This is a genomic window from Lysinibacillus sp. NPDC056185 (assembly GCF_047737915.1).
In the GTDB taxonomy this organism is placed as follows: domain Bacteria; phylum Bacillota; class Bacilli; order Bacillales_A; family Planococcaceae; genus Lysinibacillus.
Genome location: NZ_JBLLLQ010000005.1, coordinates 183889 through 207048 on the forward strand (window position 1 = coordinate 183889; position 23160 = coordinate 207048).

The 23160-nt window shown below is 38.7% G+C and carries 24 protein-coding genes; 22 read left to right on the forward strand and 2 right to left on the reverse strand.

The features are described from left to right. Positions 1–34: 34 nt before the first annotated feature. Complete coding sequence (locus ACMZ42_RS07540) at positions 35–616, reverse strand: hypothetical protein (RefSeq protein ID WP_415731053.1); 582 nt, start codon at positions 614–616, stop codon at positions 35–37. A 139-nt stretch (positions 617–755) separates the two neighbouring features. Further along, positions 756–1379, reverse strand: a complete 624-nt coding sequence (locus ACMZ42_RS07545; protein ID WP_415731054.1) for a hypothetical protein — start codon at positions 1377–1379, stop codon at positions 756–758. Between the two features lie 786 nt (positions 1380–2165). On the opposite strand from ACMZ42_RS07545, the gene rpiB reads away from it, so the two are divergent. The 22 genes from rpiB (at position 2166) to ACMZ42_RS07655 (ending at position 22988) form a co-directional block, all read left to right on the forward strand. Further along, positions 2166–2603: a ribose 5-phosphate isomerase B gene (gene rpiB, locus ACMZ42_RS07550; RefSeq protein ID WP_132360346.1), complete on the forward strand. Its 438-nt coding sequence runs from the start codon at positions 2166–2168 to the stop codon at positions 2601–2603. 114 nt (positions 2604–2717) lie between these two features. Continuing rightward, positions 2718–3260, forward strand: coding sequence for a TIGR01440 family protein (locus ACMZ42_RS07555; protein WP_402872096.1), 543 nt, complete (start codon positions 2718–2720; stop codon positions 3258–3260). 60 nt (positions 3261–3320) lie between these two features. Beyond that, positions 3321–4562, forward strand: coding sequence for a serine hydroxymethyltransferase (glyA, locus tag ACMZ42_RS07560; RefSeq protein ID WP_370082999.1), 1242 nt, complete (start codon positions 3321–3323; stop codon positions 4560–4562). Positions 4563–5273: 711 nt separating this feature from the next. Further along, complete coding sequence (locus tag ACMZ42_RS07565) at positions 5274–7427, forward strand: EAL domain-containing protein (RefSeq protein WP_415731055.1); 2154 nt, start codon at positions 5274–5276, stop codon at positions 7425–7427. A 126-nt stretch (positions 7428–7553) separates the two neighbouring features. After that, positions 7554–8183 carry a uracil phosphoribosyltransferase gene (upp, locus tag ACMZ42_RS07570; RefSeq protein WP_370044630.1) on the forward strand — a complete coding sequence of 210 codons (630 nt, stop codon included), beginning with the start codon at positions 7554–7556 and terminating at the stop codon, positions 8181–8183. A 422-nt stretch (positions 8184–8605) separates the two neighbouring features. Continuing rightward, complete coding sequence (gene wecB, locus ACMZ42_RS07575) at positions 8606–9727, forward strand: non-hydrolyzing UDP-N-acetylglucosamine 2-epimerase (RefSeq protein WP_415731056.1); 1122 nt, start codon at positions 8606–8608, stop codon at positions 9725–9727. A gap of 518 nt (positions 9728–10245) precedes the next feature. Further along, positions 10246–10617 carry an ATP synthase subunit I gene (locus ACMZ42_RS07580; protein WP_249075151.1) on the forward strand — a complete coding sequence of 124 codons (372 nt, stop codon included), beginning with the start codon at positions 10246–10248 and terminating at the stop codon, positions 10615–10617. Between the two features lie 36 nt (positions 10618–10653). Beyond that, entirely contained in the window at positions 10654–11376 is a 723-nt protein-coding gene (atpB, locus tag ACMZ42_RS07585) for a F0F1 ATP synthase subunit A (RefSeq protein ID WP_415731057.1), read from the forward strand. 66 nt (positions 11377–11442) lie between these two features. After that, positions 11443–11667: a F0F1 ATP synthase subunit C gene (gene atpE / locus ACMZ42_RS07590; RefSeq protein ID WP_132360362.1), complete on the forward strand. Its 225-nt coding sequence runs from the start codon at positions 11443–11445 to the stop codon at positions 11665–11667. Positions 11668–11840: 173 nt separating this feature from the next. Then, positions 11841–12362 (forward strand): F0F1 ATP synthase subunit B, encoded by a 522-nt coding sequence (gene atpF, locus ACMZ42_RS07595; RefSeq protein ID WP_376073615.1) that lies wholly within the window; start codon positions 11841–11843, stop codon positions 12360–12362. After that, entirely contained in the window at positions 12359–12895 is a 537-nt protein-coding gene (locus ACMZ42_RS07600; RefSeq protein WP_370078473.1) for a F0F1 ATP synthase subunit delta, read from the forward strand. Before atpF ends, ACMZ42_RS07600 begins: the two co-directional genes overlap by 4 nt. Before the next feature lie 28 nt (positions 12896–12923). Beyond that, the gene (gene atpA / locus ACMZ42_RS07605; protein WP_053596444.1) at positions 12924–14432 is read left to right on the forward strand and encodes a F0F1 ATP synthase subunit alpha; all 1509 of its coding nucleotides are present in this window, start codon (positions 12924–12926) and stop codon (positions 14430–14432) included. Positions 14433–14479: 47 nt separating this feature from the next. Further along, positions 14480–15337, forward strand: a complete 858-nt coding sequence (gene atpG, locus ACMZ42_RS07610) for an ATP synthase F1 subunit gamma (RefSeq protein ID WP_370078471.1) — start codon at positions 14480–14482, stop codon at positions 15335–15337. A gap of 49 nt (positions 15338–15386) precedes the next feature. Next, positions 15387–16802, forward strand: coding sequence for a F0F1 ATP synthase subunit beta (gene atpD / locus ACMZ42_RS07615; protein ID WP_079559414.1), 1416 nt, complete (start codon positions 15387–15389; stop codon positions 16800–16802). A gap of 24 nt (positions 16803–16826) precedes the next feature. Next, positions 16827–17234: a F0F1 ATP synthase subunit epsilon gene (locus ACMZ42_RS07620; protein ID WP_370078469.1), complete on the forward strand. Its 408-nt coding sequence runs from the start codon at positions 16827–16829 to the stop codon at positions 17232–17234. Between the two features lie 97 nt (positions 17235–17331). Continuing rightward, positions 17332–17571, forward strand: a complete 240-nt coding sequence (locus ACMZ42_RS07625; protein WP_415731059.1) for a DUF1146 family protein — start codon at positions 17332–17334, stop codon at positions 17569–17571. A 499-nt stretch (positions 17572–18070) separates the two neighbouring features. After that, complete coding sequence (gene murA / locus ACMZ42_RS07630) at positions 18071–19384, forward strand: UDP-N-acetylglucosamine 1-carboxyvinyltransferase (protein ID WP_415731060.1); 1314 nt, start codon at positions 18071–18073, stop codon at positions 19382–19384. A gap of 205 nt (positions 19385–19589) precedes the next feature. After that, positions 19590–20510 carry a stage II sporulation protein D gene (gene spoIID, locus ACMZ42_RS07635; RefSeq protein WP_415731061.1) on the forward strand — a complete coding sequence of 307 codons (921 nt, stop codon included), beginning with the start codon at positions 19590–19592 and terminating at the stop codon, positions 20508–20510. Between the two features lie 37 nt (positions 20511–20547). Beyond that, a complete protein-coding gene (locus ACMZ42_RS07640) occupies positions 20548–21216 on the forward strand; it encodes a peptidoglycan DD-metalloendopeptidase family protein (RefSeq protein ID WP_415731062.1) in 669 nt (222 codons plus the stop codon). A gap of 428 nt (positions 21217–21644) precedes the next feature. Then, positions 21645–21947, forward strand: coding sequence for a hypothetical protein (locus ACMZ42_RS07645; protein ID WP_370078459.1), 303 nt, complete (start codon positions 21645–21647; stop codon positions 21945–21947). Positions 21948–22023: 76 nt separating this feature from the next. Further along, a complete protein-coding gene (locus ACMZ42_RS07650; RefSeq protein WP_415731063.1) occupies positions 22024–22380 on the forward strand; it encodes a DUF4879 domain-containing protein in 357 nt (118 codons plus the stop codon). 209 nt (positions 22381–22589) lie between these two features. Further along, positions 22590–22988 (forward strand): hypothetical protein, encoded by a 399-nt coding sequence (locus ACMZ42_RS07655; protein WP_415731064.1) that lies wholly within the window; start codon positions 22590–22592, stop codon positions 22986–22988. The last annotated feature ends 172 nt before the right edge of the window (positions 22989–23160 follow it).

The following is a 23160-nucleotide window of genomic DNA, read 5'->3' on the forward strand; positions in this document are numbered from 1 at the left end:
ACGTAAAGAACTGCCGAAGCGACGGATGAAACGATTAGAACGACGGAAAGAAGAGTCGAAGTGACGGATAGAATTCGAAGCGACGGAAAGAAGAGCGGCAACGACGGAAAGAACTGCCGAAGCGACGGATGAAACGATTAGAACGACGGAAAGAAGAGTCGAAGTGACGGATAGAATTCGAAGCGACGGAAAGAAGAGCGGCGACAACGGAAAGAACTGCCGAAGCGACGGATGAAACGATCAGAACGACGGAAAGAAGAGTTGAAGTGACGGATCTAATTCGAAGCGACGGAAAGAACTGCCAAAGCGACGGATAGAGCGACCAAAACGACGGAAAGAAGAGTCGAAGTGACGGATAGAATTTGAAGCGACGGAAAGAAGAGCAGCAACGACGGAAAGAAGAGCGGCAACGACGGAAAGAACTGCCGAAGCGACGGATGAAACGATCAAAACGGTGGAAAGAAGAGTCGAAGTGACGGATAGAATTCGAAGCGACAGAAAGAAGAGCAGCAACGACGGAAAGAACTGCTGAGGCGACGGATGAAGCGATCAGAACGACGGAAAGAAGAGTTGAAGTGACGGATCGAATTCGAAGCGACGGAAAGAAGAGCAGCAACGACGGAAAGAACTGCCGAGGCGACGGATGAAGCGACCAAAACGACGGAAAGAAGAGTTGAAGTGACGGATCTAATTCGAAGCGACGGAAAGAAGAGCAGCAACGACGGAAAGAACTGCTGAGGCGACGGATGAAGCGATCAGAACGACGGAAAGAAGAGTTGAAGTGACGGATCGAATTCGAAGCGACGGAAAGAAGAGCAGCAACGACGGAAAGAAGAGCAGCAACGACGGAAAGAAGAGCGGCAACGACGGAAAGAACTGCCGAAGCGACGGATGAAGCGATCAGAACGACGGAAAGAAGAGTCGAAGTGACGGATAGAATTCGAAGCGACGGAAAGAAGAGCGGTAACGACGGAAAGAACTGCCGAAGCGACGGATGAAACGATCAGAACGACGGAAAGAAGAGTCGAAGTGACGGATAGAATTCGAAGCGACGGAAAGAAGAGCGGCAACGACGGAAAGAACTGCCAAAACGACGGATGAAGCGACCAAAACGACGGAAAGAAGAGTCGAAGTGACGAATAGAATCCGAAGCGACGGAAAGAAGAGCGGCAACGACGGAAAGAACTGCCGAAGCGACGGATGAAGCGATCAGAACGATGGAAAGAAGAGTTGAAGTGACGGATAGAATTCGAAGCGACGGAAAGAAGAGTGGCAACGACGGAAAGAAGAGCCGAAACGACGGATGAAGCGACCAGGACGATGGAAAGAAGAGCAGGAGTGACGGATAGAACTCGAAGCGACGGAAAGAAGAGAGGCAACGACGGAAAGAACTGCCGAAGCGACGGATGAAGCGACCAAAACGACGGAAAGAAGAGTCGAAGTGACGGATAGAATTTGAAGCGACGGAAAGAAGAGTCGAAGTGACGGATAGAATTTGAAGCGAAGGAAAGAAGAGCAGCAACGACGGAAAGAACAGGAGAAGCGACGGATGAAGCGATCAGAACGACGGAAAGAAGAGTTGAAGTGACGGATAGAATTTGAAGCGGCGGAAAGAAGAACGGCGACGACGGAAAGAACTGCTGAAGTGACGGATGAAACGATCAGAACGACGGAAAGAAGAGTTGAAGTGACGGATCGAATTCGAAGCGACGGAAAGAAGATCAGCAACGACGGAAAGAACTGCCAAAGCGACGGAAAGAAGAGTTGAAGTGACGAACAAAACTCAAAGCGACGGATAGTACATCAAACTAAGAAAGTTCACATCAATTACGCCATACTCGCATTTTACATAGAATCCCTCTATAGTGCTAACTACTGGCAATACATAGAAAAAATATTGATATAGCATGTCCACTGCAATTGCAAAGGTAAAAAAACTTTAGAAGATAGAACATTGCAACAAAAGACTGTTATCCGAATTTATCAACATGATATTCACAATATCCACAGAAAAAGGACTTCAAAAGTGAATGTTTTGATGATTGATTACAAGAAATGTTCGTCTTTTAGGAGAAATCAGCATAAAAACGCAAGAAAAATCATGTTATTCTTGAGATAGAAGTGGTACACTAGTGTTGACTATAATTTCGAAAAGAGGGAACCCAGTGAGAATAGCAATTTCTTCTGATCACGGAGGCAATAACTTACGTCGTGAGATTATGCAGCTGTTAGATGAGCTACATATTAGCTACGAAGATTTTGGTCCACAATCTGCGGATTCAGTAGACTATCCTGATTATGCAAAACCAGTTACTGAAGGTGTTGCTAGCGGGGAATTTGATAAAGGTATTTTAATTTGTGGTACAGGCATTGGTATGTCAATTGCTGCAAATAAAATTAAGGGGATTCGCTGTGCTTTAGTGCATGATTTATTTAGTGCGAAAGCAACGCGTTGCCACAACGATTCTAATATTTTAGCAATGGGTGAGCGTGTTATTGGGCCAGGCCTTGCGCGTGAAATCGCTAAAGTATGGCTTGAGACAGATTTTGAAGGTGGCCGTCATACGCGCCGCATTGAAAAAATCGCTGAGCTTGAGCAGTAAGAAAAGCAATTTAGTTTGTTAATATATGTCCCTAAGCTAAAAAGTGTCATCAAAGAAATTGGAGTGCTTTTTAGCTATGTGACATAAATAATTTAGAATAAGGGGCTGAGCATAGTGGTTGTTCAACAAATACGAACACATTTGACTCAGTTACTCAGTGAATTTGAAGAGCAGGTAACTCTACGACCAAATACTATTTTTGTTGTAGGCTGCTCGACATCTGAAGTGATTGGTCAGAAAATTGGCACAGCGGGCGCGCTTGAAATTGGAGAAGCAATTTTTGAGCCGTTGCAGGCATTTGCAAAGAAACATCAACTACATCTAGCGTTCCAAGGATGTGAGCATATTAATCGTGCTATTACAATGGAAGCAACAACAGCAGACCAATTTGGTTATGAACCAGTAACAGTTGTACCAGTTCGTACAGCAGGCGGCTCGATGTCTGCTTATGCGTTTACACAATTTACAAATCCGGTTGTTGTGGAAGCTGTGCAAGCAAATGCAGGTATTGACATTGGTCAAACACTTATAGGTATGCATTTAAAGGCAGTAGCTGTTCCAGTTCGTACTTCTGTGCGAATGGTAGGAGAAGCGGTTGTGACAATTGCAACAACACGTCCAAAGCTGATTGGCGGAGAGCGTGCAGTATATAAATAAAATTACCTCTGAAATCAGTGGTATACAAAGAACGATTATACTTAGGAGGCTTTTTCAAACATGGCATACGAAAAATTAGCAGTACAAGACAAAGCAGTATTAGACGGAATTCTTGCGGAAAAAAAACGTCAACAAGCAAATATTGAGTTAATCGCATCAGAAAACTTTGTATCTGAAGCAGTAATGGAAGCACAAGGTTCTGTTCTAACAAATAAATATGCTGAAGGTTATCCAGGTAAACGCTACTATGGCGGCTGTGAACACGTAGATGTTGTGGAAGATATCGCACGTGATCGTGTGAAAGAAATCTTTGGTGCAGAATATGCAAACGTACAACCACACTCTGGTGCACAAGCAAACATGGCTGTATACCACACGATTTTAGAACCAGGCGATACTGTACTTGGGATGAATCTATCTCATGGCGGTCACTTAACACATGGATCTCCTGTAAACTTCTCAGGTATTCTATATAACTTCGTTGAATATGGCGTAACAGAAGATACTCAAGTAATCAATTATGAAGATGTACGTCAAAAAGCGTTAGAACATAAGCCAAAACTAATTGTTGCAGGTGCATCTGCATACCCACGAGAAATCGATTTTGCTAAATTCCGTGAAATCGCTGATGAAGTAGGAGCATATTTCATGGTGGATATGGCGCATATCGCTGGTCTTGTAGCTGCTGGTGAGCACCAATCACCAGTGCCATACGCTGATTTTGTGACATCTACAACACATAAAACATTACGTGGCCCACGTGGTGGTTTAATCCTTGCTTCGAAAGAATGGGAGCAAAAGCTTAACAAATCTGTATTCCCAGGTATCCAAGGTGGACCATTAATGCACGTAATCGCTGCAAAAGCTGTAGCATTCGGTGAAGCATTACAACCAGAATTCAAAGAGTATGCAAAACAAATTAAAGCTAATGCGAAAGCTTTAGCAGAAGTATTAATTGCAGAAGGTGTTGAAATTGTATCTGGTGGTACGGATAACCACTTGTTACTTCTTAATGTGAAATCTCTTGGCCTAACAGGAAAAGTAGCAGAGCACGCACTTGATGAAGTAGGTATTACAACAAATAAAAATACAATTCCTTACGATACAGAATCTCCATTCGTAACTTCTGGTATCCGTATTGGTACACCGGCAGTAACATCTCGTGGCTTCAATGAAGAGGACATGAAAGAAGTAGGTGCCATTATTGCTACGGTTCTTAGAAATCCAGAAGATGAAGCAGTAAAAGCTGAAGCAAAAGCTCGCGTAAAAGCGTTAACTGACAAACATCCATTATACGTATAATTTAACTTCTTTCAGCATACTGAAAGAGGTTAAAGCCTCCGGCGGATGTCACGGAATCAGGATGGAATTCTTTATGCAAGCACAAAGCCGATTCCAGACGCAATTATGCAGAGGTATAATTGATTAGATAAAGCTGTGGTTAAAGTGATAATGCACTTTAACCACAGCTTTTTTGCAATTGTCTGCAGTGCAAGCTGGACGATTTCTTGAGGATTAGCGTCAAGGACGAGCCATGGAGCGGGGGGCAAGATCCTGTAATAATTCCTCATAACCCACTTCTTATTGTTGCTGTCGCTACGCTTTCGCACAGATAAAACATATTGTTGCTGTCGCTACGCTTTCGCACAGATAAAACATATTGTTGCTGTCGCTACGCTTTCGCACAGAAATATATTATCCAAAGTGGAACGAAAATCGACCATACGTTTCGGTGAAGAGCTATTTTTTGCTAATTTGGAAATAAAATACTCTCATTTTTGAATTTATTTACATAAACTTAGTAGGAAAGGATATATTATATAATAGAGAGAGACAGATAATGTCCAGAATTGTTTTTATAAAAGTGACAATTTATTGAATGTTTATATACAATGTAAGAGAGATTTAACTTCTTTCGGCAATTATTTTCTGTACCGAAAGCGTAGCGACAGCGAAACGTCAGCTACAATTATGCCGAGTCATATTGATAGAGATAAAGGGAGGAGGGGCTGAGTGGTTACTAAAACAATGATCAAAGAACATGAAATGCTATTAAATACAATTCGTAGGTTAGGTGATAATTCTAAAGAAAGTTACGTTATTTTTGATGCAACAAATAACCATTGCATATTAGAATGTAATGATTCTTTTTGTACACTTACAAATACTACTCGTTCGCAAATAATAAATAACGATTATTTTTCATTGATGTCAAACGAAGAACAGACAACTATTGAAATGATTAAAGATAAAATACATAGCGGAGCCATAGTACAAGCAAAATTGCACCATAGTTGCTTCGACAAATCTCCTTTTTTGGCAGAGATACAAGCACTCCCATTTCAAAATAATAAAAATGAAACATTATTTGTACTAGTAGTTGTGAAGGATGTTACTTACTATCATACCGAAGAATTTTTAATGCGCCTTGAGAAAACTATGTACGAAGCGATTGAAAAGGACTATTCTTTTGATAAAAAGATGAGTGTTATTTGCAGTAGTCTAGATGAATTTTTTATGCCCAAAATATCAAGCATGGTGCTTGTCAAAACAGAGGCAGATCAATTACGAATTTTTAAAGGGAATGACAAAATAAAAGATTTGCCGGAGTGTTGTGATAACAAAGAATTTTTTAAAAGAGTAATGCAAGAGGAAACATCTATTCTAGTTAAGAGTTTGGATGAAATCGATATTCCAATAGAACATAAAATGTTTGCTAATGCATCTGAAATGCCATTTGGATGGTTTATGCCGATTTACAATCAACAACATCAAGCAATTGGATTGTTCGCAATTTTTTTAAGGCAACATTCTTGTGCTGAGCAAAAGTCTTTTGAATGCATGTTCCGAAAAATCGGTGCTCTTGTTGCATTGGCATACTCATATGCAAAAACACAAAAAAAGATATGGGATTTAGCCTATATTGATATCACAACGGGGCTGCCTAATCGACATGGTTTTTTAAACAAGGTAGAAAAAGAATACGGTCAAAATGGGAATATCAAAATCTTAAAGCCAAGCGAATTCCATCAAATTGTCGAGTTATATGGTCGTGAAGCGGGAGATGAACTTTTAAGACAAATTGCTAAACGTCTAAATGAAGAGAAGCATGATCATAAAGAATATATTGCTAGATTTACAAGCTCTAGTTTAATCATTGTAAATGCGACATCCGATGAAGATTTCTTCTATTATAAAAGGCGGATAAAAGAGATTATTCGTCAACCCTTTATTGTGGGTGGGAAGCAAATTTATATTACACTGAAGACTGGAATTGCTTTATACAACAATGAGATAAAAATTGCTGATGCGATTCGCTTTGCGGATAATGCTGTATCCTTTGCGGCCAATAAACCAGGTACTCATATGGAAATATTCACACTAGAAAGAAATGATGTGCTTGAGCAGCAAATGACAGTGTTAAACCATTTGGCACAAGCAATAAAAAATAAAGAAATCTCGGTGAATTTACAGCCAAAGGTTGATTTACGGACAGGTGAAATTCAAAGTATTGAAGCGCTTGCCCGCTGGATTTCTCCAAAACTCGGTTTCGTGTCACCGGCAATTTTTATTCCAGTGGCAGAAAGTGCAGGAAAGGTACGAGAAATCGATAATCAAATATTAGAGATTGTTCTTTCCTGGCTAGCAGAGCGCAAAAGATTAGGGAAAAAATTAGTGAAGGTAGCAGTAAATATTTCGCCTGATCATTTTTACTATGCTAATTTTGTACAGGATACACTGGAGCTCGTTCGGAAATACGATATTGATCCGAGATATATCATTTTAGAAGTAACAGAAAATATTGGGCTAGTTGATTTTCAGACTGCTTTTTCTATTATCCAGGAATTAAAAGAGTATGGCTTTAAAACTTCGGTGGACGATTTTGGAACAGGTTTTTCATCACTAAGTTATTTACAAAGACTGCCGTTTACTGAATTGAAAATAGACCGAAGCTTTATTAATGATATTCATGATGCTGCGACACTTGCTATTGTCCGATCCATTATTCAATTAGCATTAAACTTAGGAATGACTTCAGTCGCAGAAGGTATTGAAAATAAAGAGCAGGTTGAAATTTTACGTGCACTCGGCTGTACAGTAGGACAAGGTTATTTCTATTACAAGCCGATGACAATAGAACAGTTAGATGCAATACTCGATAAATAATCGCTATTATATGTAGCAAACATTCTTGAAAAGGAGTTGTCCCAAATTTATTTTTGAGACGACTCCTTTTTTCTGTTATACTAGGTGAGATAAAAATGAAATCCGAACGGTTAGGAGAGAATCCCTTTGAGCAAAGTATACGTATTTGATCATCCACTAATCCAACACAAGTTAACTTATATTCGTGATAAGAATACAGGAACAAAAGAATTTCGTGAGCTAGTAGACGAAGTTGCAACATTAATGGCATTCGAAATTACACGTGATATGCCAGTAGAGGAAATTGAAATTGAGACACCTGTTACAGTTGCTAAAACAAAAGTACTTTCTGGTAAGAAAATTGCGATTGTACCGATTTTACGTGCAGGTATTGGCATGGTAGATGGCGTATTAAATCTAATTCCAGCTGCTAAAGTTGGTCATATCGGTCTTTATCGTGATCCAGAAACTTTAAAACCTGTAGAATACTATGCAAAACTTCCTGCAGATGTAGAAGAACGTGATTTCATCATTGTAGACCCAATGCTTGCAACAGGTGGATCAGCAGTGGAAGCGATCAACTCACTGAAAAAACGTGGTGCGAAAAGCATTAAATTTATGTGCTTAATCGCTGCGCCAGAGGGTGTAAAAGAAATTCAAGAACAACATCCAGATGTAGATATTTATATTGCTGCACTTGATGAAAAACTAAATGACCATGGCTACATTGTCCCTGGTTTAGGTGATGCAGGCGACCGCCTATTCGGTACAAAATAATACTGAACAATATTCAATGGTATTAACAAAATTCACCAACGGAAAATAGGGATGACATTTTGTTAAAACGTATATCATGATGATAAGTTGATTGGAGTGGAGACTGGGCGACTCCTCGGGGATCAGCGTTACAGATGAGACCCTGCAGCGAAGCGAAGCGGCTCATCGGACGCCCCCAGGAAAGCGCCCAGTCGGAACGGAAATCAACCTCACGTTATGATGATAAGCCAATGAAAAATAGATTTAGTATGTAATTTTTAGGAAACTTAAAATTTTTGGGAGCGTCCTTCAATATTGAAGGACGTTTCATAGTATGTTAGGCGAATTACTTCTCTTGAAGTTCGACACTTGCTTCATATGATGACGATCAATGGGGGTAACCACTTTTCATACAAATAAAACAAAGGACGGTGCAAATCGTTTTGATGAAAAAATGGAAAGTAATGACGATTTTCGGTACGAGACCAGAGGCTATCAAAATGGCTCCACTTGTATTGGAATTACAAAAGTATCCTGAGCAAATAGAATCGGTTGTGACGGTAACAGCACAACATCGCCAAATGCTCGATCAAGTTTTAGAAACATTTAAAATTACACCAGACTACGATTTAAATATTATGAAGGATCGTCAAACATTAATTGATGTGACGACTAATGCATTACAAGGCTTAGACAAAGTCATGAAAGAAGCGAAACCGGATATTGTTTTAGTACATGGCGATACAGCAACAACTTTCATTGCAAGTCTAGCTGCATTTTATAACCAAATTGCAATCGGGCATGTAGAAGCAGGTCTTCGAACTTGGAATAAGTATTCACCATACCCAGAGGAAATGAACCGCCAGTTAACAGGTGTTATGGCTGACCTTCATTTCGCACCAACGGAAGTATCAAAGAAAAACCTTTTAGATGAAAATAAAAATCCTGACACTATTTTTGTTACGGGTAACACAGCTATCGACGCATTAGCTACAACAGTAAGTGAACATTACACACACCCTGTGTTAGAAAAAATAGGGTCAGATCGTATGATACTATTAACAGCACATCGTCGTGAAAATCTAGGTGAGCCTATGCGTCATATGTTTAGAGCAATTACTAGAATTTTAGCAGAGCATGAGGATGTACAAGTTGTTTATCCAGTTCATATGAACCCAGCTGTAAGAGAAATAGCGAATGAAATTTTAGGAGATCATAAGCGTGTACATTTAATTGAACCTCTTGAGGTCTTCGATTTCCATAATTTTGCGGCTAATTCTTATATGATTTTAACTGATTCTGGTGGCGTTCAAGAAGAAGCCCCTTCATTAGGTAAACCAGTTTTAGTACTTAGAGATACAACAGAGCGTCCAGAAGGTATTGCAGCAGGGACTCTTAAGCTAGCAGGAACAGAAGAAGAAACAATCTACTCTTTAGCTAAGCAATTAATAGAAGATGAAAATGCCTATGAAGCAATGGCAAAAGCATCAAACCCTTATGGTGATGGACATGCTTCTGAACGTATTGTGAAGACCCTTCTAGGATTTTTACAAAAAAGCAAGTAATATCCCCTTTTTAAAACAAAAAATGAGCCTAATGTACTAATTGTGATGGGTGGGCTAATTTACGAGCATATATGTGTCGTAAATTAGCTTTTTTTTGCACAAACGTGAACCATGATTTTGAAGCTATGAATTTTCATACACAAATTTGTCAACAATTTGACAAGAGTATAGTGGCTGTGAAGTTTTTCTCCTTTACTAATTGACTTCAAATATCTCCTATTGTATGCTTACAAAGGGTAATAATGATAAGGGTTTCTAATCGTAAATATAGGTTGAAACACTTGTTACATCAAGTTTCTACTAAATTGACAGTTCAAACCAAAAACTGTCGATTTGCAACGTTTTGTGCGTTTCGGGGTGTAAGATATTTTTTTGGATTTACACCTGTAATTTCAAATTAACGCTCTCCCGTTACTATTCCGCTGTGAGTAGTGTTTTTCACTGCTCTTTTCTGATTTCACATAGTGGTCAGCAAACGTTTCTTTACTCGAAAAAATGATTCAGGAGATTATAAACCAATGCTAGATTTGCATCACATTTTTGCTGTGCAGAAGAGAGCGTTATTTTTTTTGCTCGCACTCTGTGCATTAGGCTGGGGATTTACACCCTATCAGACGGTTTTTGCAGGCATCGCAATCGGTGCATTCTTTGGTACGTATAATTTTTGGATTTTAGTTCGCCGTATGGAGAAGTTTGATCGATCCATTAGTGAAGGGAAGAAAGTAGGCTCACTTGGTACAGCGCTTCGCTTTGCATCAGGTGTAGCGGCAGTCGCTTTAGCCATTTCGTTGCCAAACTATTTTCACTTAATTAGCACGGTCATAGGGCTAATGATTCCGTACGTTTTTCTCTTTGTCGAGAGAATAGTGTCACATGTAAGGAACCGCTAATGTGCTTTAAATTAGAAAGAGAGGTGAAAAATAACAATGAATCATGAAGCTCCATTAAAAGTAGTTGATTTTGGTTTGTTCAAGCTAACGTTCAACCTTTCAACTGTTATGATGTTACTAGTTGCGGCCGTAATCGTTTTCTTAATCGCTTTTATTTCAACTAGAAGCCTAAAGTTAAAACCTACAGGTATGCAAAACTTTATGGAATGGATTATGGATTTCGTAAAGAACATCATAAAAAGCAATATGGACTGGAAAACTGGTGGGCGATTCCACGTATTAGGTATCACACTAATTATGTTTATCGCTGTATCTAACTTATTAGGTCTTCCATTCTCGATCGCCTATAACGGCGAACTTTGGTGGAAATCTCCTACAGCTGACCCAACTGTTACAATGACGCTTGCAGCAATGATTTTAGCCTTAACACATTTCTATGGTATTAAAATGAAGGGGACAGGCCATTATGTTGGTACATTCTTCAAACCAATGTCATTCATGTTCCCGCTAAAAATCGTTGAAGAATTTGCGAACACTTTAACATTAGGTCTTCGTCTTTACGGTAACATTTATGCAGGTGAGATTCTACTTGGCTTAATCGCAAGCCTAGCAGCATCAGGTGCTGTTGGATTCATCGGAGCAATTGTTCCAATGATGGCATGGCAAGGTTTCTCAATTTTCATCGGCTTTATCCAAGCCTTTATCTTCACAATGTTAACAATGGTTTACATGGCTCATAAAGTGAGCGATGACCATTAATATAAAGCATACACCTTATGCTTGAACCCAAAAAAAAACAAACAATTCCAAGGAGGAAATTTTCAAATGACAGGTTCATTAGGTTTATTAGCAGCAGCAATCGCAATCGGTTTAGGTGCACTTGGTGCAGGTATCGGTAACGGTCTTATCGTTTCAAAAACAGTAGAAGGTATCGCTCGTCAACCAGAAGCACGTGGCGTTCTTCAAACTACAATGTTCATCGGGGTAGCATTAGTTGAGGCCCTACCAATCATCGCAGTTGTAATCGCATTCATCGTAATGAACAAATAATTCAGTTGTATACTGAATTCTAGTGGCGAAGCAGGAATCTCCAGATGAAACTTCGCCATTCATTTTGGAACTGATAAAAGCTATGTGTAAATATAGCTTTTTAAAATAGGTAGTTTTTCAAGTAATTAATTTATTATGTGGAAGTCAAAGCTCTTGAAGGGAGTGAAACAATCGTGTTTTTAGATTATCTTGTACTAGGCAGCGCTGAGCCAGGTTTCAATGGTGGCGATATCGCCGCAACATTAGTGATCTTCTTAGTGTTAATGCTTTTACTTAAAAAGTTCGCTTGGGGTCCACTTATGGGCATCATGCAACAACGTGAAGAATTAGTAGCTAGTGAAATCGAAGCAGCTGAAAAAGCGCGCAAAGATTCGCATCAATATTTAGAAGAACAAAAGAGCCTTCTTAAAGAAGCTCGTACGGAAGCACAATCGATTGTTGAAGGCGCTAAGAAGCAAGGCGAAGTGCAAAAAGAAGAAATTCTTACTGCAGCTCGCAATGAAGCAAACCGCTTAAAAGAATCGGCTTTACGTGAAATTGAGTCTGAAAAAGAAAAAGCTATTGCAGCTGTACGTGATGAAGTCGTTTCATTATCTGTACTTGCAGCATCTAAAGTCCTTAGCAAAGAGATTTCTGAGGCAGACAACCGTGCTCTAATTGAAGAGACGATTGCGAAGGCAGGGGAAGCTCGATGAGTAATTCAACTGTAGCAAAACGTTACGCACAAGCGCTTTTTGAATTAGCGCAACAAAAAAACATTCTTGCTGAAGTTGGAGCAGACTTAAACGAGCTAACAAAAGTAGTCAAAGAATCTCCTGATTTTTTAACACTTTTAAATGCTCCTAAGTTCTCTATCGAACGTAAGAAACAAATGGTAGCTGAAATCTTTGCAGGTGCAACTCCAGATGTTTTACACACAGTTCAACTACTTGTTGAGAAAAAACGTGTAAACGAAGTGAAGCTTATTGCGAACGCATATGCTGAGCTTGCTGCACAGGCACAAGGTACTGCAGATGCAACAGTATTCTCTACTCGTGCACTTTCTGCTGAAGAAAGCGCTAATATTTCTACAACATTTGCGAAACTTGTAGGGAAACAATCATTAAACATTACAAACGAAATTGATCCATCGCTTCTTGGTGGTATTCGTGTTCAAATCGGTAATCATATTTATGATAGCTCAGTAGCGAACAAGCTTGAGCGCCTAAAACGTGAATTAATCGGTTAATAATTTAGAAATGTGAGAGGTGACATACATGGGCATCAAGGCTGAAGAAATCAGCAGTCTGATTAAACAACAGATTGAGAATTATGAATCTGAACTTAAAGTAAGCGAAGTTGGTACAGTTATCCGTATTGGTGACGGTATCGCTCTTGCTCATGGCCTCGACAACGCCATGGCTGGAGAACTTCTAGAGTTCTCTAACGGTGTTATGGGTATGGCTCAAAACCTAGAAGAAGGTAACGTTGGTATCGTAATCTTAGGTCCATACGCTGACATCAAAGAAGGCGATGAAGTTCGTCGTACAGGTCGTATCATGGAAGTACCAGTTGGTGAAGAACTAATTGGCCGTGTTGTAAACCCACTTGGTCAACCAGTGGATGGACAAGGTCCAATCAACACAACAAAATCTCGTCCAATCGAAAGTCCAGCTTTCGGTGTAATGGCTCGTAAATCAGTACACGAACCACTACAAACTGGTATCAAAGCGATTGACGCTTTAGTACCAATCGGTCGTGGTCAACGTGAGTTAATCATCGGTGACCGTCAAACTGGTAAAACATCAGTAGCAATCGATACAATCTTAAACCAAACTGGTGAGAATATGATTTGTATCTATGTTGCTATCGGTCAAAAAGAATCAACTGTACGTGGTGTAGTTGAAACGTTACGTAAGCACGGTGCATTAGATTATACAATCGTTGTAACTGCTGCTGCGTCTCAACCAGCTCCATTACTATACTTAGCACCATTTGCTGGTGTTTCTATGGCAGAAGAATTCATGTTACAAGGTAAGCACGTATTAATCGTGTATGATGATCTTTCTAAACAAGCATCAGCTTACCGTGAACTTTCACTTCTTCTACGCCGTCCTCCAGGTCGTGAAGCATACCCTGGTGACGTGTTCTACTTACACAGCCGCTTACTTGAACGTGCTGCGAAGTTAAATGAAACATATCAAAATGGTTCTATTACAGCTCTTCCATTCGTTGAGACACAAGCTGGGGATATCTCTGCATACATCCCAACTAACGTAATCTCAATTACTGATGGACAAATTTTCTTACAATCTGACTTATTCAACTCAGGTGTACGTCCAGCGATTAACGCCGGTCTTTCTGTATCACGTGTAGGTGGATCTGCTCAAATTAAAGCGATGAAAAAAGTTGCGGGTACTCTACGTCTTGACTTAGCTGCATTCCGTGAGCTTGAATCATTTGCTCAATTCGGTTCAGATTTAGATAAAATCACACTTGCTAAACTTGAGCGTGGTAAACGTACGGTTGAAGTGCTTAAACAAGACCTAAACAAACCACTTAAAGTTGAAAAGCAAGTTGCTATCCTTTATGCATTAACTAAAGGTCACTTAGATGATATTCCAGTACAAGATATCGTTCGCTTTGAAGGTGAATTCTTAAGCTGGTTAGAAACAAACCACACAAACGTTTTAGATCACGTTCGTACTACAAAAGAACTTGCTCCTGATGCGGATTACGTAGCAGCTTTAACTGAGTTCAAAAAAACTTTCGCTAAATCAGAATAAGTTCGAGCTAGTCACTTGATTAAAAAACAAAAGGTGGTGAAATACCAGTGGTAAACTTACGCGAAATAAAAGGTCGTATTAATTCTACAAAGAGTACGAAACAAATTACGAAAGCGATGCAGATGGTTTCTTCTTCCAAGTTACGTCGTGCAGAGCAAAATGCTAAAGCGTACGTTCCTTACATGGAAAAAATCCAGGACGTAGTAGGCGCAATCGCTTCAGGAACAAAAGACAGTGGACATCCAATGTTAACTGCTCGTCCTGTTAAGAAAACAGCTTACTTAGTCATTGGTTCTGACCGTGGTCTTGCAGGTGCTTACAACTCAAGTATCCTACGTCAAGTACAACGTACAATTGACGAGCGTCATAAATCAAAAGACGAATACGTTATTTTAGCAGTAGGTCGTGTTGTTCGTGACTACTTTGTGAAACGTGATCATAATGTCATCAGCGATGTTATCGGTCTTCCGGACCAACCAACATTTGCTGATATTAAAGAAATCGCTCGTAAAGCTGTTGGTATGTTCACTGATGGTACGTATGATGAACTTTATATGTACTACAATCACTTTGTCAGCGCTATTGCTAGCGAAGTGACAGAGAAAAAACTTCTTCCATTAACGGATCTTGCACCTGCTAGCAGTAATGCTTCTTACGAATTCGAGCCATCTGGTGAAGCAATTCTAGAAGTATTACTTCCACAATACGCGGAAAGCTTAGTTTACGGCGCATTATTAGATGGAAAAGCAAGTGAACATGCTTCTCGTATGACGGCTATGAAAAATGCAACTGATAACGCATCTGATCTTATTTCAGACCTTTCATTGCAATATAACCGTGCACGTCAAGCGGCGATTACACAAGAAATTACAGAAATCGTTGGTGGAGCTGCAGCCTTAGAATAGGCCCAGCTTCCCAATGTCGTATAAGAATACGATAGGAGGATACACAGTAATGAATAAAGGACATGTTATTCAAGTAATGGGTCCAGTTGTTGACGTAAAATTTAACAATGGCCAATTACCAGCAATCTATAACTCATTAACAGTTAAGATTGAACGTCCTAATGAAGAACCAACAATTCTTGCATTAGAAGTTGCTCTTCATTTAGGTGATGATTCTGTTCGTACAATTGCAATGTCATCTACTGATGGCTTACAACGTGGAGCAGAAGTAACAGACTCAGGAAAAGCTATCTCAGTACCAGTTGGTGAAGTTACTTTAGGTCGTGTATTCAACGTACTTGGAGAAGTAATCGACTTAGGTGAAGAGATTCCAGCTGACGTTCGTCGTGATTCAATTCACCGCGAAGCACCATCTTTCGATGAACTTTCAACTACAGTTGAAATTCTTGAAACAGGTATCAAAGTAGTAGACTTATTAGCACCATATATCAAAGGTGGTAAAATCGGTCTATTCGGTGGTGCCGGTGTAGGTAAAACTGTATTAATCCAAGAATTAATCAACAACATCGCACAAGAGCACTCAGGTATCTCTGTATTCGCTGGTGTAGGTGAGCGTACTCGTGAAGGGAACGACTTATTCTTCGAGATGAGCGATTCAGGCGTTATCAAGCAAACAGCGATGGTATTCGGTCAAATGAACGAGCCACCAGGTGCACGTATGCGTGTAGCTTTAACTGGTCTTACAATGGCAGAATACTTCCGTGATGAGCAAGGTGCTGACGTACTTTTATTCATCGACAATATCTTCCGTTTCACACAAGCAGGTTCTGAGGTTTCTGCCCTATTAGGTCGTATGCCTTCTGCGGTAGGTTACCAACCAACACTTGCAACTGAAATGGGTAAATTACAAGAACGTATCACATCTACTAACAAAGGTTCTGTAACTTCTATTCAAGCGATCTATGTACCAGCCGATGACTATACTGACCCGGCTCCAGCTACAACTTTCGCCCACTTAGATGCAACTACTAACCTTGAGCGTAAATTATCAGAAATGGGTATCTACCCTGCGGTTGACCCATTAGCTTCGACTTCTCGTGCTTTATCACCAGAAATCGTAGGCGCTGAGCACTACGCAATCGCTACTGGTGTACAACGTACAATCCAACGTTACCGTGAATTACAAGATATCATTGCTATCTTAGGTATGGATGAATTATCTGATGAAGATAAACAAACAGTAGAACGTGCTCGTCGTATTCAATTCTTCTTATCTCAAAACTTCCACGTTGCGGAACAATTTACTGGTCAAAAAGGTTCTTATGTACCTGTTAAAGAAACTGTTCGCTCATTCAAGGAAATCCTTGATGGCAAATGGGATCATCTACCAGAAGATGCTTTCCGTCTAGTTGGATCTATTGATGAAGTAGTTGAAAAAGCGAAAAGCATGGGCGTAGAGGTTTAATACTAGGGACGAGGAGGAAAAAATATGAAGACAGTTCTAGTCAATATTGTCACTCCCGACGGCCCAGTATACGATTCTGAAGTATCAATGGTAATCGCTAAAACAACTTCAGGTGAAATCGGTGTTCTTGCAGGCCATATTCCTATGGTTGCTCCACTTGCAATTGGTGCAGTGAAGCTTAAAAAAGAAGACGGTTCAACTGAACTAGTTGCTTTAAGCGGTGGTTTCATTGAAGTTCGCCCTGAAAAAATCTCAATTTTAGCGCCATCTGCTGAAATTGCTGAAAGCATCGATGTTAAACGTGCTAAAGAAGCCGTTAAACGTGCTGAAGGTCGTCTTCAAGATAAACAAGATAACATTGATTTCAAACGTGCTGACCTAGCATTAAAACGTGCGTTGAATCGTATCAACGTTCATGAGGGTAATATCTAATTCAAATTTTAACGGGCAGATTCAACATCTGTCCGTTTTTTAACATTATGCTACCGTTTGAACGTATCGCTAAAGGAATTAATATGGAGGAACCGACATGGAAATATATGAGGCAATAGGGCAGGAAGCTTTAATAGGGATTTTATCGCATATATTTTTTATCGCTATTACTTTTTATGCACTACAAGCGTTTATACTAGAAAAAATCTTTAAGAAGAATAAAGTTTTTCAAATCCAATTAATTTATATTTTAATAAGTATTGCGATAGGATCAGCCGTTTCTAATTTCTTTCTGCAAATTTCAAACTGGTCAGGGAAGCTTCCGTATTTATTTTAATAGCCCCTTATTACTATCTTTACGTTAGTAATTGAACTACATATTTCACAGGGCTTTATAACATAATTTATGCGGTCCTTTGAAATATGTAAATATTAGTTTAACTTTTTTTAACGGATGTCTTTTGTACTGAAAGCAACGTAGCGACAGGTACAGAATTCTCCCATCTCTTAAGGTGATGAGATGAATTCGGACGCAATTATTCCTCGGAATAATTGATATAAATCCATTAGATTTGGTTTTTGTTCACAAATCTTTGGGTAGATATTAGAAATTAACGCTTTTCTTCCGTGTTATTGGTCATTCACAAAAAAAAAAATCATGCGTACAATAAATAAATAGCAAAATATCAATAAATGACGTAAAATAGTGATTTGGATGCTTGAACGAGCGTAAGAAAAGTTGTACTATAGAGTTGTTTGTTTACTGATTATGACATTATACTTCTTTTAAAATAAAATTTTGGTAGATTATTAGATTGAATTCGGAGGGACATAGGGTGGAAAAAATAATAGTGACTGGCGGCCAAAAGCTACAGGGAAAAGTGCGCGTAGAGGGCGCAAAAAATGCGGTGTTACCAATCCTAGCAGCGGCTTTACTTGCTTCTAAAGGAGAAAATGTAATTAAAGAAGTCCCTAACTTAGCAGATGTCTTTACTATAAATGAAGTACTTAAAAGTCTAAATGCGGCAGTTACATATATACCTGAGGATAATACAGTATATATAGATACAACAAAAGAACTTTCTAGTGAAGCTCAATTTGAATTTGTCAGTAAAATGCGTGCATCAATTTTAGTGATGGGTTCCTTACTTGCTCGAAATGGCTATGCTCGTGTTGCTTTACCAGGGGGCTGTGCAATCGGTTCCCGTCCAATTGAGTTACATTTAAAGGGCTTTGAAGCTATGGGAGCAAAAATTTCTTTTGGCCATGGATATGTAGAGGCGAAGGCAGAAGGACGTTTAAAAGGCGCAAACGTGTATTTGGACTTCCCTAGCGTTGGGGCAACTGAAAATATTATGACAGCTGCAGCCTTAGCGCAAGGAACAACTGTAATTGAAAATGCTGCAAAAGAACCTGAAATTGTAGATCTTGCAAACTTCATTAATAGTATGGGTGGTCGTGTCATCGGTGCAGGTACGAATACGATTCGTATCGAAGGAGTCGATACATTATATGGAACAGAACATCATATTATTCCTGACCGTATTGAAGCTGGTACATTTATGGTTGCAGCAGCAATTACAAAAGGGGATGTAACGATTGAAAATGCTGTTCCTGAACATATGACAGCATTAATCGCAAAGATGCGTGAAATGGGTGTAGAAATAACTGAGCTAGATGAAGGAATCCGTGTACGTGCTCCTAAAACATTAAAAGCTGTTGATATTAAAACTATGCCACATCCAGGCTTCCCGACAGATATGCAATCTCAAATGATGGCATTAATGTTAACTGCTGAAGGTACGAGTATTATTACGGAAACGGTATTTGAAAATCGTTTTATGCATGTTGAGGAGTTCCGTCGCATGAATGCCGGTGCTAAAATAGAAGGACGTTCTGTGTTTATCGAAGGGCCTGTAAATCTTCAGGGTGCTGAAGTAATGGCGACTGATTTACGAGCTGCGGCTGCACTAATTTTAGCAGGTCTTGTATCTGAAGGTGTGACTAGAGTGACAAAGCTTCATCATTTAGATCGCGGTTATGTTGATTTCCATGGCAAGCTAGCTTCACTTGGCGCACAAATTGAACGCGTACCAGTTGAGGAATTTATCATTAAAGAAAAAGCAACTGTTGAATTACCAACAAACTAAATAAATTTATAAACCCTTTGCTTACGAGCAGAGGGTTTTTTCTTCGTTAAGCGCTTTGCTACATTCGTTCAGTTTTATCGGAACGATTCTAAGATTTTTCGGATTGGTTTTTGTTTGTATCGGAACAATTACCTTCTGCTTACCTCGCCAACGTCCACATATTTTCAAGAATTCTAGCATATTATTCCTTATGAAAAAATGGATAATGAGTATAGGCATAATTTGTTTGATTGGAGCATTATATATGCTTCCTGTGGCATTTGGTGAAAGACTTACGGTTAAGAATTCGCCTGCAACAACAGAGCAAGCTTGTGAAATATTCATAGAAGTGGAGGGACAACAAGAGAAAATCCCTTTAGAAACTTACGTAACTGGTGTGGTAGCTGCAGAAATGCCTGTTTCATTTAAAAAAGAAGCTTTAAAGGCACAAGCTATTGCAGCAAGGACATACGCGTTGAAATCGACAAATTACGGTAAAATAGCTATCGCTCCTACTGTTGCTAGACAAGTTTTTTACAATAAGGAGCAAAGAAAAGCGAATTGGACTAGCAATTTCCCGGGGAATGAAAAGAAAATTGTCGAGGCTATTAATGAAACGAAAGGACAAGTTCTTCTATATAATAATGAATTAATTACGGCAATGTTTCATTCTACGAGCAATGGGAAAACAGAAAGTGCCTACGATTTTAGTGGTAATGATGTCCCTTATTTACAAAGTGTTGCGAGTAATTCGGATCTATCATCACCAAAGTTTTCAGCGATGAAAGAATGGACATTAGCTGAATGGAATGCGCTATGGCCTGTTAAATGGCAGGTAAGTGACTTCAATCGTATACAGTTTTTTGTAAATGATTCAGGACGTGTTGAGCGCATGCAGTTAGGTAAGAATGTATGGTCAGGACGAGAAGTACGAACACTTTTAGAAATATCATCAACGGATTTTAAAATTGACTATAATTCTGCCGCTGGAAAAGTACAAGTGAGTACGAAAGGATACGGGCATGGGGTAGGAATGAGTCAATATGGAGCAGAGGCTATGGCAAGTGATGGGAAAACTGCTGACGAAATTTTACACTATTATTATCAAGATATTGAAATAAAAAAGATAGACGCATGTTTAAAATAACTTCTAGTTGTTCACACTGCAACTAGAGGTGATGAAAATGAGAGAGGATAAAAATAGTAAAACTTCTCAAAATCAACAAGATGAAAAAGTTCAATTACAGAAGAAACCATGGTTTTGGCCAGCAGTTTACGCTGGTGGGGCTCTAATGCTAGCAGGTTTGCTACTTGGTTACAATAGTCTTGTATCCAAAGTAGAAGAAGCTCCGTCACCAAACGTAGCAGAAGTAGATTCAGGTCCTGTAGTTGAAACAAATGCAAAAACAGAAACAATGAAGTACCCGTTCAAAGAGGCGAATCTTAGTAAGATACAAGTTTCGCAAGAGTTTTATGAAGTAGAAGCTAATGCAGAGTCGCGTGAAAAAGCACTAATGGTATTTAATCAAACATTTACGACATCTTCCGGTATTACTCTTTCTATGAATGGTGAAGAATTTGAAGTACTTGCTGCTCTAAGTGGTAAAGTAAAACAAGTAAAACTTGATGCATTTACAGGCAATAAAATTGTTATCGAGCATGCAGATGGTAAGGAAACACATTATAGCTCTGTAAAAGACATTGCTGTCAAGGAAGGCGATGAGGTAACTCAAGGTCAAGTACTTGGAAAAGCAACTGACAATGAGTGGAACCAAACAGCTGGTGTTAGCTTGCATTTTGAAGTACTAGAAAACGGAAAATATATTAATCCGAAAAAATTACTAGCCTTTTAATTTATTTCAATGCTAGGACAAAAAGAAAAATGTTAGACCTAGATATAATAGGTCTAACATTTTTTTTGTTAGTGTTACATCATATTTTTCGAAATTTATATCATTTAGTTAAATGATATCACTATTTTGTCGATATTTTACAGGATAACTAAAATTGAGGAGGGATAATTGTATTTTACACGATTTCGTTTTCTCCTCTTATTTAATACTGAATTTTTTCGAAAAAAGAATTCTATGAATGCTTAAGACCAGCGAAAACACGGCTCGGAAAAGAAGGTATAAGTTGTTTTCATAACATTACGAATAGTATATTCACACAGGATTAATCGATACAACAGTTATCTGCTCAAGTTCTTGGGTTTGAATAAATTTGTATAGCAAAAAAATATAAGATAATCAGTTATGAAAGATACAGAGAGGTGATTTTGATGGAAAGTGATCTTCAAGATATTCGCAAAGAATCGAGGCCAATAATCTTTACGCTTATATTAGTCATAGCTACTTTTGCAGTTTTCTTTATTAGTCGTTTCGTGAATGAACCATACCTAACTATTTGTTTATGGCTATTCGCATTAATAGATATTGGATTTATTGTTTCAATGGTGATGGGGATTAGAACTAAAAAAACAAATATTATAATTTTAAGTGTCTTTGTCAATAGTCTATGTTTTGTAATTTTGACTATATTTTTATTATTAGTTAGCTTTGGGATAGGATTTTCTGAAGCATAATAAAAAAGTATGAAAAAAATTTTTACAACAGCAGTTCTAGGTATATTGTCCATTTCAATGTTGTTTACGGGGACAGATGCTAAAGCATTCAAATGAAATTAAAAATGAATTCCTGAAGAATCAGCTTTTAGAAAACATTAAGGTCGAGTACCCAAGTGCACAATATATTGATTTGACTGAGGAAGAATTACAAAAACAAGAAGAAGTAAATTTGGGAATCAGAGCTTCAGCTCCACCGTTGAATTATTTAGAAGTTTACGCTACTTATGAATATTTTAGCCCAAGTCAGTTGTCTTCGGTTTATGATCATGGAGGGAACGAACTTTATATAGTTACAGTGGAACTAGGATATGGCCACATTAGATATGCTAAATTTAATGGTCTTAATTTGAAAGAATATATGAGAGAGTCTATAAGACTTAGATGGCGATAATATTGTTGATGGATGGTATATTTGGTGGGATGCTAGTGGTACATTTAATTATCAAAACACTTCAGCGGATTTTCAGGGAATACAATGTTCGATTATATTTTTATTAAATAAAAACGTGGCGGAAAGTGGGATTATATGAATGTGAATTCTATTATGCCTCATCAATTAACATCATTCTATTCTAAAAATATTAGTGTGAAATTGGAAGAGTGATCTGTATTCCTCTTAGTGAAACGGTAGAGAATAGGGAGCAAAAAGATTCTTCTGCTATTTATAAAGAACTTTCGGGTAGATATGATGTCAGAAATGCTACCTTTGAAGAAATCATCGAAATGTCCGAAGCGATATATGGAGTAGGAAAAATATCTTTAAAGGAGCATGCTGCTTTAACATTTGATTATGACAAAGCCACTAACAATTTAAAATGGCGTGCATCAGGATATATTGCAGCAGATTTTGATATGTATGAAACGTTTGTTAATAGTGATGGGCAAAGAGACTGGATTGCGGAGTTTGACACAAGAGCATCGAAAGATTTTAAGTATGGTAATTTAATTGGTTATCAAAGTAAGATGAAGGTTCTTGATATTGTTGGAAAAAAAGAGTAGCGAGTGCTGCTCTTTTTTGGTTTGGTGGTAACTGAGGAAGAAGGTAAAACATGGCGGTTAAAAAATGCATAAAAAATCGGAATTTTATCGTGAAAATGTAAAACGTGTTCTGAACAGCTTTGTCCTCACATAAGGTGAAGAAATGCGCAGACGTGCATCTGATGCCATTTGT